This window comes from Candidatus Zixiibacteriota bacterium (assembly GCA_034003725.1).
Lineage (GTDB): Bacteria > Zixibacteria > MSB-5A5 > GN15 > FEB-12 > WJMS01.
The window spans coordinates 333,123-346,124 of sequence record JAVEYB010000001.1 but is presented as its reverse complement, the minus strand read 5'-3'; the positions used below and the strand labels follow the sequence as shown (position 1 = coordinate 346,124).

The following is a 13,002-nucleotide window of genomic DNA, read 5'->3' as shown; positions in this document are numbered from 1 at the left end:
GGTCCGGTCCTCGTCATTATGGATGAATTTGCGCGTACTTTTCTGTTGTGCGGGCAGAGCCGCAGGCATATATTGGCGAATTATTGTGCTCGAGATTTGATAGGGAGACTGGGAACATGAGAAGACTGGTGGTCGTGGCTCTTCTGTTGGTGTTGATCGCCGCGTATGTGGGATGCCGCGACGATGTTTTTGTGGAACCGCCGCCTTCGCTGACGGGCGATTACGAAGGCACGTACACGTTGAGTGTACCCAGTCAGCAGGACCGTATCGAATTCGTCCGTTGGCAATTCCGTGCGGACTCGTATATCATGCGGTTCGACACGACGGTCGACGGCAACGACCCGATCAGCTGCAATTCACTGGGCAACTATACGCTGGCGAACAATGTCGAGCTTGAAGTGCTCGATCCGGACCTTGACGGTGGTATCGCAGGATCGGCGTGCGACCAGTCGCTGGTTCCCCAGGGTGTATATGGTCTCGATCAGTCGACAGCGGGCGTTGTGTTTATGCGTCAGGTGAGGGGCGACACCACGTTCGAGATACGGCTCGAGGGTCCGCTGAATTAACCTGATTCGCTCCGGTAGATAATTTCAAACCCGGCCACCATGGCCGGGTTTTTTTTACGCCCATCATTTTCACTGACGTCCCCTGTCAGTGCGGTCCCCGATACTTCCTGCGAAGCCGGCACCGTTGGCCGGTTCAAACCAGAGGTGACAGGGGAACGTGCTATGTTGGCGAGGATAATTTCGGCCGCTACGCTGGGCGTGGAGGCTTACGAGGTGGAAGTGGAAGCCGATATACAACAACAACTTCCGGCATTCGTGACGGTTGGGCTTCCCGATGGCGCGGTACGCGAGTCGAAAGAACGCGTTACCGCCGCCATCAAAAACTCAGATTTCATTTTTCCGGCGAAGCGCATTACGATCAATCTCGCTCCGGCTGACATCAAGAAGGAGGGGTCGGCCTTTGACCTGCCGATCGCGGTTGGTATTCTCGCGGCGACGGGCCAGATTCTACGGGAGACGATCGATGATTTCGTGCTGGTCGGAGAGTTGTCTCTCGATGGGAGTCTTCGTCCAGTACCCGGCGTGCTTCCGATGGCGATGAATTACGGCCGGAACAATGGAATCAAGGGGATCATGGTGCCGCCGGAGAACGCGCGTGAAGCGGCAATGGCGGACTCAGTTCCGGTCTATCCGGTCAAGTCGCTCAAAGAGGCGGTTCACTTCCTCGAAGATGAATCGACCATCCGGCCGTTTTCCGTCGATATCGGATCGGTGTTCAACGATGCGCGGCAGTATCCGGTAGACTTCGCCGATGTCAAGGGGCAGGAATCGGCCAAGCGAGCCCTGGAGGTGGCGGCGGCCGGTGGGCACAATATTGTGATGATCGGACCGCCGGGGTCCGGGAAGACCATGCTTGCGCGGCGCGTGCCGACGATTTTGCCGGATATGTCGATATCCGAGGCGCTCGAAACCACCAAGATACACTCTGTGGCGGGGCGGCTGGCGCCGGGATCCGCGCTGGTGGCGACTCGCCCGTTTCGCTCGCCGCACCACTCGATTTCATACGCCGGGTTGATTGGCGGAGGGACGATCCCGAAGCCGGGGGAGGTCAGCCTGGCGCATCACGGCATCCTGTTTCTTGACGAGCTTCCGGAATTCAAGAAGGACATTCTGGAGATGCTTCGACAGCCGATGGAGGACAAGCAGGTGACAATTTCGCGGGCGCTCACCACGCTGACCTATCCGGCGTCATTCATGCTGGTGTCCGCGATGAATCCGTGCCCGTGCGGGTATTACGGCGACCCGAACCACGAATGCAACTGCTCCACCAGCGAGATTCAGCGCTACATGTCGCGCATTTCGGGTCCGCTGATGGACCGGATCGACATACATATCACCGTCCCCTCGGTGAAATTCAAGGAATTGTCATCGGATCGACGGGGGGAGGAATCGTCGATTATTCGTGCGCGGGTCAACGCGGCGCGGAAACGACAGCTCGAGCGGTTTTCCGGCGAGCCGGGGATGTTCTGCAATGCGCATATGGAGTCGCGCGATATTCGGCGGTTTTGTCCCATCGATGACAAGGCGCAATCGTTGCTGGCGCTGGCCATCAACAAGCAGGGCCTGTCGGCACGGGCCTATGATCGGATTTTGAAGGTCGCCCGGACGATTGCCGATTTGGCGGGTTCCGGCGACATCGAGACCGGTCATGTTGCGGAGGCGATCCACTATCGCACGCTGGATCGCCACCTCTGGTTGTAGCCTCGGTGGTGGATGCGGGCGCGGCCTCTGGGTTCCTACCCCCTCCCCCAGCGCACGCTCCGCCGCCGCAGGCTGCAAAGAAGGAGGATCGTTCCGGTCAGTCGCTTGAGACAACCGGCTTCCGCCGGGCGTTAGTAAACGACCTGACGGCAAAGGCCACGTAGGCCAAAGACAGGATCGCCATTACCGCCTGCACGATCACGGCGTTGGGTCGGGCAACTTCGCCACCGGACAGCAGTGTGATTGCTTTCGGAACGCCCGACACAGTCCCTGCAAAAGCGAGAACGGCCAGGACAACCGCAGCGTGCATTGCGTGACGCCTCATCGTTTCTCGGGTCGCCACCAGCGCTGCCAGCAGGACGGCCGCGCCGAAAAAGGCGGGAATGAGGGCGGTTACGCTCTCCCGACCCAATCCGAAATACCCCACCAGCCCGAGGCCGATCAGAATGACGGCGTACCCGAAAGTCATATTCAGCATGTTCATCGTGTCAGGCTCCTTTGCACGCGATTGTCCCATAGTCGTCTTACCGGCAAACAATCGGCAGGGGGCCGAAGTTCAGCACGATCGCCGAAAAAAACGCTTCGCTCCGATTCCCGTCAGGATCCCGCCGGCGCCGGTCGATACAAGTCCATACCGCCGGGATTTGTGACTATGTCCGGGTGGAGATGAGCGCAAAGCAATTGACAATGTATCCCGGCAGAGTACCTTAAGGCGCAATGACGATACCCACGCAGCATTATACGCGGACAGAGAAGCTTCTGCTCGAAGCGGCCCGGACGTTTAATTCGACGCGGGACTACGAGGACCTGATGGCATCGGTGCTTCGTCTGGCCATCACCGCGGTCGACTGTGAGGCGGCGCTGGTCTTCCGGGTTGACCACAACCAACCCGATGTCAAGATCCGGCTGCTGCAGGCCGATTCCGACCGGCCGCTGGTGTACCGACGGGAAATCGGCGAAAGCGTGGCCGGCTATGCGGCGCGTTTTCAGGAGCCGGTGATCGTGAACGATGTTGCCGCCGATTCCCGGGTGGATCACGGAATTATCGGGGCGAGCGGTATCACGCTCCGGTCGCTTATGGCGGTACCGCTGATCGGCAAGGGCCACATGATCGGCGTCGTGGAGGTCATCAACAAGGTCAACGGCATATTCACCGCCACCGACCTCGATATCATGATCGGGCTGAACAACCAGATGGCGGTGGCGATCGACAATGCCCACCTGGTTCGCGAGCTCAAGCGCGAGGCGCTGGAGCGGAAACTGCTGTACGACGTGGGGATACGTCTGGCGGGCGCGCTCGAACTCAACGAGCTGCTGAAAGATATCATGGCGTCGATGCAGCAGGTGGTGCACTATGAGGTCGGTGGTATTTTTCTTATCGATGCGGCCCGGAACGATATCCAGTCGATCTACACGGTCGGTTACGAGCAGGGAGTGGACGACAAGCTGAATCTCAAGATCGGGCAGGGTCTTGTTGGGCATGTAGCCAATACCGGCCTGGGCGTGATCGTGCCCGATGTGACCCGCGATCCGTACTATATCTCCGTGCACGATGAAACGCGCAGCGAAATCGCGGTGCCGATCAAGGTGGGCGATCGGGTGATCGGCGTGATCAATCTCGAGTCGAATGAGCTCGACGCTTATGATGAACACTCACTTTCGCTGATCAACGCCTTCGCCGCTCACGCGGCGATTTCGCTGGAACGCGCGCGGATGCATGAGTCGATGATGGCCGGCAAGAGGCTCGAAGAGCAGCTCAACGTGGCGCGGACGATCCAGCAGACGTTTCTGCCGAACAAGCCGCCCAGGGTCAAAGGGTACGACATTCGCGGCTCCAACGTGTCCTCGGGGCAGGTCGGCGGCGACTATTTTGACTATATCAAAATCGTCGACAGTCAGCACGGACTGACGGTGGCCGATGTGTCCGGCAAGGGAGTGCCCGCGGCGCTGATCATGGCGTCGTTTCGGGCGTCGCTCATCGCGGAGATACGGAACAACTATTCGATTCGGACGATTTGCCAGAAAGTGAATACGCTGCTCGTGGAGTCGCTCGATCCGGGGCGCTACGTGACCGCGGTGTACGGCGTGCTGGACAGCGCCAACAACATTTTCACCTACGCAAACTGCGGCCATAATCTGCCGTTTCTGCTTCGTGCCGACGGTTCCGTGCAGTATCTGCGCGAGGGCGGCCCGGTGCTGGGCGTGACGGCGCACGCCGTGTTCGAAGAGCAGGCCGTGTTTCTCAATGTCGGCGACCTGATCGTGCTGTATACCGACGGGGTTACCGAGGTGTTCAACGAGGACGGCGAGGAGTTCGGAATCGAGCGGCTGGTGGAGATCGTGAAGGGATGCCGCGACTGTTCGTGCGAGCAGATAGAGCATCGAATCTACAACGAGGTGCGCGGATTCGCGGCCAAATCACACCGGTTCGACGACTTCACGTTGATGATTATCAAGCGGCTGGAGTAGGGGGCGGATCTTCACTCGCCTGCGAAGTCAGGCTTCGACAAGCTCAGGAAAAATCTCGGCGGCTGTGAGCGGGACTCCCGAAACGGAATCTGTCGCAGTGCCATCAACCGCCGTCCAAACATCACCTCGATCAGATTCACTGCCTGCCCAGCGTGCGGCGAGGTCGCAGAACAGCGGTGAGCATGAGAGGAGTTCTGTATCCTTCATGTTCCAACTCCTGGGTAACCGGTTCGTGAATGCAACCGACAACGCCGTACCGCATAGAATCGTTACTGCGCCATTTCGAAGTCGACGTTTTCTATAGTGCCCTCACCCTGCACGTAGCGACTCTTCGTTCGATAACCGTCGGCTCTACAATAGATCGTCCATTGGGCCACGCCGAAACTTCCAACGTCATAGTCTCCCGTAGAGTCGGTAACATACATTAGCTCACCCATTAACGTATCTCTGAGGAAAATCTCGGCCCCGGCAAGAGGTACACCGGTCAATGAATCGGTTACCGTCCCCCGGACCGTGGACACGGAATCAACGCTCTCCCTCTGGCAACTGCCATAAAGTGCAAGAGCGGCACCGACAAATAGCAGCCGAGCAAATACTTTTGTCAAAAACATGCTCCACCTCCAATATTGATAGCTGCCAGTCAGAAGCCCGTGTTCGCCATGGGGATCCATCCAGTAGTCCTACCAGCGACACCTTAACGGGTACCCCTCCATCACGAAATTGACGAGTCTGGGACTTGCAGTGTGTTCTCTGATTTGACCCTCGTCCTCTCCATTGTGACGCACGTGCCTCCTCGGACCGATCCACTCCGCACTTTCGCTGCACCATCGATGGTGAAAATTTCGCTCCGCCCCTATGTAGAGACCGCGGCGCCGCATGGCGGCCGTGCCGCAAAAAGAAGAATCCCAAAAATGGGGGCCCCCTAAAAATGACAAAACGAACCTATTTCCCCGTAAGCGTCAGCGATTCACATTTGTACAACGAAAAAGTCGTGTTTTCACTCTCCCGCCCCGATAGCGCTTTGATCCCCACCGATACCCCCAGGAAGACTCGTCTTCGCCTGTATGTCAAGAGGTTGATGGATAGGGCGGATCACCCTGGAGAGGCGGCTCCTTCTCCCACAATATGGGTCGATTGGTCTTGTTTCGAGGCCGATCTGATCCTATATTGGAGCAAGTCGCTTAACTGCTGGGAGAAACAGACATGGCTATCCGTACCTACGACGAGTACATCGCGTCGCTTAAGTCGATGCGCCCCAATATCCACAAGTTCGACGAATTGATCGAGGACGTCACCACCCATCCAGCCACAAAACGGACGGTCGAAGGACATGCCTGGACATTCCGGGCGGCGGCCGACCCCGAGCTGCGCGACATGGTGACAACCGTCTCACACCTGACCGGGGAGCCGATAAGCCGTTATCTGTCGATCATTCAGACTCCCGAGGACATGTACGCCAACTCGCGTATGAAACGGCTGATGTTCCAGTTGACCGGGACATGCACGGGTGGTCGGTGCGCAGGATGGACGGCGCTCAACGCGATGTTCGTTACGACCTATGACATGGACAAAGAGCTGGGGACAGATTACCACCAGCGTCTGATTCGATGGCTGAAGGACGCGCAGGCGCGCGACATCACCATGTCCGGCGCGCTGACCGATCCGAAAGGCGACCGAACCAAAAAACCGTCGCAGCAGGAAGACCCGGACATGTTTCTGCGGGTGGTCGAGAAGCGCGATGACGGTATCGTCGTGCGGGGCGCGAAGGTGATGATCTGTGGCATCGCGGCGGCGCAGGAAATCTTCATTCTGCCGGGCAGCGGCTACAAGGACGAAGATGCCGACTACTGCGTGTCGTTTGTCATTCCCAAGGATATCAAGGGACTGACGATTGTCGAGACCCGGCATCCGTCGGACGAGCGAGACTACGAGGACGGGTTCGACAATCCGATCACGGAAGGCGGGATCACGCAGGCGTTCCTGCTGTTCGAGGACGTGTTTATCCCGAAAGAGCGCGTGTTTATGTGCGGCGAGTCGAAGTTTTCGGGCCCGGCGGTGATGAACTTTATCGGCCCCTACCGGGCCGCGATCGGTGGCTGTGTGGCCGGGCAGGGGGATATCAAGATCGGGTCGGCCATTCTGACTGCGCGCACTAACGGTTTGTCGGCGAAGGTATTCACCGACAAGGTTGTGCAGATGCATATCAATAACGAGACGACGTTTGGGATGGGGATCGCGGCGGCGGCGCTGGGCAAAAAACACCCATCGGGGGCCTGGCAGTGCAACCAGCTTCTGTCGAACGTAAACAAGGTGCATGTGGCTACGCTGCCGTATCAGACGTCGGTGCTCGCGCAGGATATCGCGGGGGGAATCGCCGAGACGGGGTGTATGCCGTCGTACAAGGATTTCCAGTCCAAAAAGTACGGCCATCTGATACAGAAATACATGAAAGCCAGACATTCGGCCGAGGCGCGCAGCCGGGCAGCGCGTCTGGTCGAATGGTGTACGATCGGCGGCGGCGTGCCGGGGTGCATGCACGGCGGCGGCTCGCCCGACGGCGCCAAGCTGATGATCCGGCTGATGGGCGATCTGGAGAAGAAGGTCGAGATCGCGCGCAAGCTGGCGGGTGTGAAAGAGGAGGTGCCGGACCCATCGGGGAAGTGAGGGGGCTTTTACAGCGCCACACCGGGGCGGGTGGGCTACTCGGTAGAGTGAGTGCAGTCGTCCAGTGCGGGTCGCCGATGTTGTCCGAACCACCAAGGTTCGGGACTGCGAGTGCACAGACGTGGAGTCGGACGAAATCGTCCGACTCCACGTTTCGGTTGAGAGCACGCTACGCGGTTTTTCTTGAAACCTGAGCGGTGGTATGGTCGTCAGGTGATACTGGTGGGCGCACCACAACACAGGAGGTTCCGACATGAAATTTCTCGCGCTCGAAATAGAGCTTCCGGGTATCGACGAGAACGCTTATGAGCCTCATCTGAAAGATGAGGCGCGGCGGGTGCATCAGCTGTATCTCGACGGCATTCTTCGCGAAATCTATTTCCGGGGGGACAAGCCGCTGGCGGTGATCGTGCTCGAGTGTGACTCGCTCGACTTGGCTCGTCGCGCTATCGACAGCCTGCCGCTTGTGCAGAAGGGGCTGATTCAGTTTGAGGTGGCTCCGTTGCAGCCGTATCCGGGTTGGGGGCGGTTGATAGAGAGCTGAGGTATGGGGAGCCGGTCGTGTGCGGTCGGTTTTCGGCTGGACCACGGGAGGAGAGTCTGGATCGTCAGGTGGGATCTCGGGCGGCCTCAACCGCCCGCAAGTCTTTCCCCATGAGCCCGTTAGCTTCATCGTTGCGGGTGTGGAGGGGGCGTGGCGGGGGCGGTTGGCCGAGGCGCAATCTGGCCACAGTTTTACAGGTAGGCTCTTGACTCGAAGGATTGGTGTCGTATATTACGGGTTCACCCTGAGGGCCCTTAGCTCAGTTGGTTAGAGCAGGTGACTCATAATCACCGGGTCGTAGGTTCGAGCCCTACAGGGCCCACTTGTAAGGAGTGGTGAGAAAGCTGTAATGGGCAATTAGCTCAGCTGGTTAGAGCGTTCGGTTCACATCCGAGAGGTCACTGGTTCGAGTCCAGTATTGCCCATTTTGATAAGAGAAAATGATCTACTGTCGACCGATCGAATATTGTATGCGAGCCGACCACGGAGGACATCCGGTCAAACACGGCTCACGAGAAGAGAAACGCAGCAGCGCGTTTTCCGCCCGAGGCGGGAAATGCGCTTTTTTTGTCTTGACGGGTAATCCGCACGCTCTGGAGGTGGCATGAACAACGATCTCGAATTGTTGCTTCGACTGCAGGTGATCGACTACGATATCGGGGAATTGGAACGCTCGAAGGAGTACCTTCCCGACATGATCGAAAACCTCAACAGGGAGATCGAGGAAGCAAAGGCGAAGCTGGCCGAAGCGAAATTGTCGCTCGAGGAGACCCGGGTCCGTCAGAAGCAGCTCGAACTCGAAATCAAAACGCACGAGTCTCATCTGCAGAAGTACCAGCAGCAGATGATGTCTATCAAGACGAACAAGGAATACGATGCGCTGGTGGCGGAGATTGACTCTGTCAAACTGGGCATGTCCAACAGCGAAACGGAGCTGATTCAGGCGATCGAGCGTGCGGAGACACTCGAAAAGGAGATTGTCGAACTGGGCGAGAAGAGCGCGCAGGTTGAAGAGAACAACACCAGGCAGCTGCAGATTCTCCAGGAGAAGATCGACTCGATCGGCGAGACGATGTCGAGCAAAGAGAGCGACCGGGGAGCGATAGTCTCCTCGATGCCGCGCAGCACGCTGTCGGTGTACGAGCGGGTTCGGCGCGGCAAGGGCGGGCAGGCGGTCGTGGTGGTCAAAAAACGGGCGTGCGGCGCATGTTTCAAGGCCTTGACGCCCAAGAAGATTCAGGACGTGAAGCGCGGCGACCGGGTGTTCACCTGCGATCATTGCGGCGCCATTATTTACTGGGATGATTCGGTTTCCGCCTGAGCGGCCGGGTGCCCCGATAGTCTGTGATTGACCAGCGGAACAGGGAAGCGTATAGATACCTATGGCGAAGATCCTCGACAAGCAGGCACTGACGTTTGACGACGTGTTGCTGGTTCCCGCCCACTCCAACGTACTCCCGAAAGACGTTGACCTGACGACGACGATTGCCCCGGGGATCGATTTGAGGGTTCCGATCATATCGGCGGCGATGGATACGGTGACGGAGTCGGCGATGGCAATTGCGCTGGCCCGCCAGGGGGGTATGGGAGTGATACACAAAAACATGTCGCCGCCTCGGCAGGCCGAGGAGGTGGACAAGGTTAAGCGATCCGAGTCGGGCATGATTGTCGATCCAATTACGTTGACACCCGACCGGACGATCGGCGACGCGCTCGACGCCATGAACCGGTTCCGCATTTCCGGATTCCCGGTGACCGAGAACGGGCGGCTCGTGGGAATTCTGACCAACCGGGATCTCCGGTTTCAGAAGGATGTGTCGCGCAAGATATCCGAAGTGATGACCAAGGAGAATCTGGTCACGGTTCCCGAGGGGACCGACATGGAGACCGCCAAAGAGATTCTGCACAAGCATCGAATAGAGAAACTGCTGATCGTGGGGGAAGGGGATGTCCTGAAGGGGATGATAACGGTGAAGGACATCATGAAGAAGATACAGTATCCGAACGCGTGCAAGGACGATCGCGGGAGGCTACGGGTTGCCGCGGCGGTTGGAGTGGGCGCGGATCTTGTTGAGCGGATGGAACGACTGGTCGACGCCGGTGTTGATATGCTGGTGGTCGATTCGTCCCACGGCCACTCGGAGGGCGTGCTGAAGGCTGTCGCCCGGGTCAAGAAGCGGTTCGCCGACCTGCCGGTAATGGCGGGGAATGTGGCGACCGGCGAAGGGGCGAAGGCGCTGATCGGCGCCGGTGCAGATACGGTCAAGGTGGGAATCGGTCCGGGGTCGATTTGTACGACGAGGGTGGTCACCGGCGCGGGAATGCCACAGGTGACCGCTATTCTCAACGCGGTCGAAGAGGCCGATAAACTGAATAAGCCGGTGGTCGGTGATGGCGGCATCCGGTATTCGGGTGACATCACAAAAGCGCTGGCGTGCGGGGCGGCCGCCGTGATGGTGGGTTCGCTCCTGGCCGGGGTTGAGGAATCCCCGGGCGAGACCGTGCTGTATGAAGGCCGGTCGTTTAAGATATATCGCGGGATGGGTTCGGTCGGCGCAATGAAGGCCGGCTCATCCGATCGGTACTTTCAGGACTCCACGGAGGAGGCATCGAAGCTTGTCCCGGAGGGAGTCGAAGCCCGCGTGCCGTATAAGGGCAAGCTGGAGGATTTGGTGTTCCAGCTGGTGGGCGGAATACGGGCCGGCATGGGGCTCTGCGGCACGGGAAACCTTGCCGAGTTGAGAGAGAAGTCCCGCCTGGTCCAGATAACCTCGGCCGGTGTTACCGAGTCGCACCCGCACTCGGTCCCGATTACGAAGGAGTCGCCGAATTACTGGCGGATGTAGGCCGGCCGGGCTCCATGTGAGTGTTGTTGTTGTTGTATAGAGAAACATAGGCGAATGGAAGCAGGAGGAACAGTCGCGCTTTAAACGTCAGTTTAGAGTGAGGAAAGTCCGAGCTCCACAGAATCAGGACGCCCGGTAACACCGGGGCGGAGAGATCCGACGGAAAGTGCCACAGAAACCAGACCGCCCGCCGCAGGCGGGTAAGGGTGAAACCGTGGTGTAAGAGACCACGCCCGTCTCCAGTAATGGAGAGCGGGGGTAAACCCCGTCCGGAGCAAGGCCAAATAAGGGAAGAGGGGTTGATTCGCCCCGCCATAATTCCCGGGTGGGCCGCATTGAGCAGCCGGGTAACCGGTTGCCCAGATTAATGACTGTCAGCCGATCGGGTTTCGGCCCGGGTCGGCGAACCGAACTCGGCTTACGATCCTGCTATCCTAAGCCTCTTACACATGGAGGCTTGTTATGCCCTGGGCGCATCGATCAAAACCGCTGAAGTGGGTTCTTGCCCAGGAGCCTGATCATGACCTGGTTGGCCGAATTGTCGGCGAGACGGGTCTGCCGGCGAATATTGTCAAAATCCTGATCAATCGTCAGATCAATACTCCCGAGCTCATCCAGCGCTTCTTAAATCCGTCGATGGCCGATCTGAAAGATCCGTTTGAGATGGTCGGCATGCTGGAGGGGATCGAGCGGGTCACGCGGGCGTTGATGGACAACGAGAAGATCATGATTTACGGCGACTACGATGTCGACGGAATCACGGCGACGGCGCTGTTGTACATGGTCCTCAACAAGCTGGGAGCGCAGGTCGATTTCTACCTGCCGAACCGGCTTACCGAAGGGTACGGGCTTTCGATCGACGGGATTAACGAGGCGCGGGGAAAGGGTGTTTCGCTGATCGTGACGGTTGACACCGGGATCACGGCGGTGGACGAGGTTTCGTATGCGAAGAGCCAGGGGCTTGACGTGGTCATCACCGACCATCATGAGCCCGGCGAGCGAATACCGGCGGCGAACGCCATAATCGATCCGAAGCAGAGCGCCTGTGAGTACGGCGGGGAGTTGTCCGGGGTAGGGGTCGCATTCAAGTTCGCGCAGGCACTGTACCGTCGACTGAACCAGGACGAGCGGGAGTTGCAGGATCACCTCGATCTGGTAGCGCTCGGCACGTCGGCCGACATCGTGCCGCTGGTGGGCGAGAATCGCGTGGTTACGAAGTTCGGCATGCGGCAGATTTCGCGGACCAACAAACCGGGCTTGAAGTCGCTGGCATTCGTATCGGGCCTGATGGGCAAGGACATTTCGACCGGGCAGGTTGTGTTTATCCTGGCGCCGCGCATCAACGCCCTGGGGCGTCTCGGCGACGCCAAGCAGGCGATTCGGCTCTTGTCGACACGAGACGAGCGAATGGCGGCGGAGATCGCCCGCACACTGGACGCGGAAAACAAACGCCGCAAGGAGATCGACGAACTGACGCTGCACGAAGCCCTGGACCAGATGCATGAGGTGTGCGATCTCGAGAACGACCAGGCGATCGTGCTGGCGGCCGAGGGCTGGCACCAGGGTGTGATTGGGATTGTCGCGAGCCGACTGGTGGAGCGTTACCACCTGCCGACCGTGATGATCGCGATATCCGACTCGGAGGGGAAGGGTTCGGCGCGTTCGATTCCCGGTTTTCACCTGTGCGAGGCTCTGAAGGAGTGCGAAGACCTGCTGATCAAGTACGGCGGTCACAAGTATGCGGCCGGGTTGTCGATCAAGCCGGAGAATATCCCGGCGTTCCGCGAGCGGTTCAAGCGGGTGTCGATCGATCATTTGACCAAAGAGGATATCGTTCCGAAACTGCATATCGACCTCGAGATCGAGCTGAGCGAGATCGACGACGACTTCATGCACGCGATCGAGGCGTTTGCGCCCTTCGGCCCGCAGAACCTTCGCCCGGTGTTTCTGACCCGCAACTGCGAGGTACTCGGTCAGCCCTACGTGGTCGGCAACAACCACCTGAAGATGCGGGTGCGCAAGGGAGACGCGGTGTTCGATGTGATCGGGTTCGGGTTCGGCGATAAGGCGCAGGTTATCTCCGACAAGGGATGTCTGGTCGATATCGTGTACGCGGTGGAGTACAACACGTACAACGGTCACACGCATATCCAGATCCGCCTGCGCGATATCAAGCTGACGGCGGGAGATATGTCTCCGGGGTACGTGTAAG

The 13,002-nt window shown here is 58.8% G+C and carries 11 protein-coding genes, 2 tRNA genes and 1 other RNA gene; 11 read left to right on the top strand and 3 right to left on the bottom strand.

Features of this window, described 5'->3' with window-relative positions; translation table 11 throughout:
- The first annotated feature begins 116 nt into the window (after window positions 1–116).
- Entirely contained in the window at window positions 117–566 is a 450-nt protein-coding gene (locus tag RBT76_01575) for a hypothetical protein (protein MDX9856459.1), read from the top strand.
- Window positions 567–728: 162 nt separating this feature from the next.
- Window positions 729–2,267 (top strand): YifB family Mg chelatase-like AAA ATPase, encoded by a 1,539-nt coding sequence (locus RBT76_01570; protein MDX9856458.1) that lies wholly within the window; start codon window positions 729–731, stop codon window positions 2,265–2,267.
- 97 nt (window positions 2,268–2,364) lie between these two features.
- Here the strand turns inward: RBT76_01570 and RBT76_01565 are convergent, their stop codons facing one another.
- On the bottom strand, window positions 2,365–2,751 hold the full coding sequence (locus RBT76_01565; GenBank protein ID MDX9856457.1) for a hypothetical protein: 387 nt from the start codon (window positions 2,749–2,751) through the stop codon (window positions 2,365–2,367).
- Window positions 2,752–2,984: 233 nt separating this feature from the next.
- On the opposite strand from RBT76_01565, the gene RBT76_01560 reads away from it, so the two are divergent.
- Window positions 2,985–4,736, top strand: coding sequence for a SpoIIE family protein phosphatase (locus RBT76_01560; GenBank protein ID MDX9856456.1), 1,752 nt, complete (start codon window positions 2,985–2,987; stop codon window positions 4,734–4,736).
- 27 nt (window positions 4,737–4,763) lie between these two features.
- Here RBT76_01560 and RBT76_01555 read toward each other — a convergent pair whose 3' ends face one another.
- Complete coding sequence (locus RBT76_01555; GenBank protein ID MDX9856455.1) at window positions 4,764–4,943, bottom strand: hypothetical protein; 180 nt, start codon at window positions 4,941–4,943, stop codon at window positions 4,764–4,766.
- 62 nt (window positions 4,944–5,005) lie between these two features.
- On the bottom strand, window positions 5,006–5,347 hold the full coding sequence (locus tag RBT76_01550; protein ID MDX9856454.1) for a carboxypeptidase-like regulatory domain-containing protein: 342 nt from the start codon (window positions 5,345–5,347) through the stop codon (window positions 5,006–5,008).
- Between the two features lie 592 nt (window positions 5,348–5,939).
- Between RBT76_01550 and RBT76_01545 the strand changes: the two genes are divergently transcribed.
- The 8 genes from RBT76_01545 (at window position 5,940) to recJ (ending at window position 13,001) form a co-directional block, all read left to right on the top strand.
- Window positions 5,940–7,400 carry a 4-hydroxyphenylacetate 3-hydroxylase N-terminal domain-containing protein gene (locus tag RBT76_01545; protein ID MDX9856453.1) on the top strand — a complete coding sequence of 487 codons (1,461 nt, stop codon included), beginning with the start codon at window positions 5,940–5,942 and terminating at the stop codon, window positions 7,398–7,400.
- A 253-nt stretch (window positions 7,401–7,653) separates the two neighbouring features.
- On the top strand, window positions 7,654–7,944 hold the full coding sequence (locus tag RBT76_01540; protein ID MDX9856452.1) for a superoxide dismutase: 291 nt from the start codon (window positions 7,654–7,656) through the stop codon (window positions 7,942–7,944).
- Window positions 7,945–8,192: 248 nt separating this feature from the next.
- A tRNA-Ile gene (locus RBT76_01535) sits at window positions 8,193–8,266 on the top strand.
- 29 nt (window positions 8,267–8,295) lie between these two features.
- A tRNA-Val gene (locus RBT76_01530) sits at window positions 8,296–8,369 on the top strand.
- Between the two features lie 179 nt (window positions 8,370–8,548).
- Complete coding sequence (locus tag RBT76_01525) at window positions 8,549–9,265, top strand: C4-type zinc ribbon domain-containing protein (protein ID MDX9856451.1); 717 nt, start codon at window positions 8,549–8,551, stop codon at window positions 9,263–9,265.
- Between the two features lie 61 nt (window positions 9,266–9,326).
- The gene (guaB, locus tag RBT76_01520) at window positions 9,327–10,790 is read left to right on the top strand and encodes an IMP dehydrogenase (protein ID MDX9856450.1); all 1,464 of its coding nucleotides are present in this window, start codon (window positions 9,327–9,329) and stop codon (window positions 10,788–10,790) included.
- 57 nt (window positions 10,791–10,847) lie between these two features.
- An RNA gene (gene rnpB, locus RBT76_01515) (RNase P RNA component class A) lies at window positions 10,848–11,227 on the top strand.
- Between the two features lie 25 nt (window positions 11,228–11,252).
- The gene (gene recJ, locus RBT76_01510) at window positions 11,253–13,001 is read left to right on the top strand and encodes a single-stranded-DNA-specific exonuclease RecJ (protein MDX9856449.1); all 1,749 of its coding nucleotides are present in this window, start codon (window positions 11,253–11,255) and stop codon (window positions 12,999–13,001) included.
- The last annotated feature ends 1 nt before the right edge of the window (window position 13,002 follow it).

Coding starts and splice junctions, on each gene's coding strand:
- RBT76_01575 (MDX9856459.1), top strand. CDS start 117: ATGAGAAGACTGGTGGTCGTGGCTCTTCTGTTGGTGTTGATCGCCGCG.
- RBT76_01570 (MDX9856458.1), top strand. CDS start 729: ATGTTGGCGAGGATAATTTCGGCCGCTACGCTGGGCGTGGAGGCTTAC.
- RBT76_01565 (MDX9856457.1), bottom strand. CDS start 2,751: ATGAACATGCTGAATATGACTTTCGGGTACGCCGTCATTCTGATCGGC.
- RBT76_01560 (MDX9856456.1), top strand. CDS start 2,985: ATGACGATACCCACGCAGCATTATACGCGGACAGAGAAGCTTCTGCTC.
- RBT76_01555 (MDX9856455.1), bottom strand. CDS start 4,943: ATGAAGGATACAGAACTCCTCTCATGCTCACCGCTGTTCTGCGACCTC.
- RBT76_01550 (MDX9856454.1), bottom strand. CDS start 5,347: ATGTTTTTGACAAAAGTATTTGCTCGGCTGCTATTTGTCGGTGCCGCT.
- RBT76_01545 (MDX9856453.1), top strand. CDS start 5,940: ATGGCTATCCGTACCTACGACGAGTACATCGCGTCGCTTAAGTCGATG.
- RBT76_01540 (MDX9856452.1), top strand. CDS start 7,654: ATGAAATTTCTCGCGCTCGAAATAGAGCTTCCGGGTATCGACGAGAAC.
- RBT76_01525 (MDX9856451.1), top strand. CDS start 8,549: ATGAACAACGATCTCGAATTGTTGCTTCGACTGCAGGTGATCGACTAC.
- guaB (MDX9856450.1), top strand. CDS start 9,327: ATGGCGAAGATCCTCGACAAGCAGGCACTGACGTTTGACGACGTGTTG.
- recJ (MDX9856449.1), top strand. CDS start 11,253: ATGCCCTGGGCGCATCGATCAAAACCGCTGAAGTGGGTTCTTGCCCAG.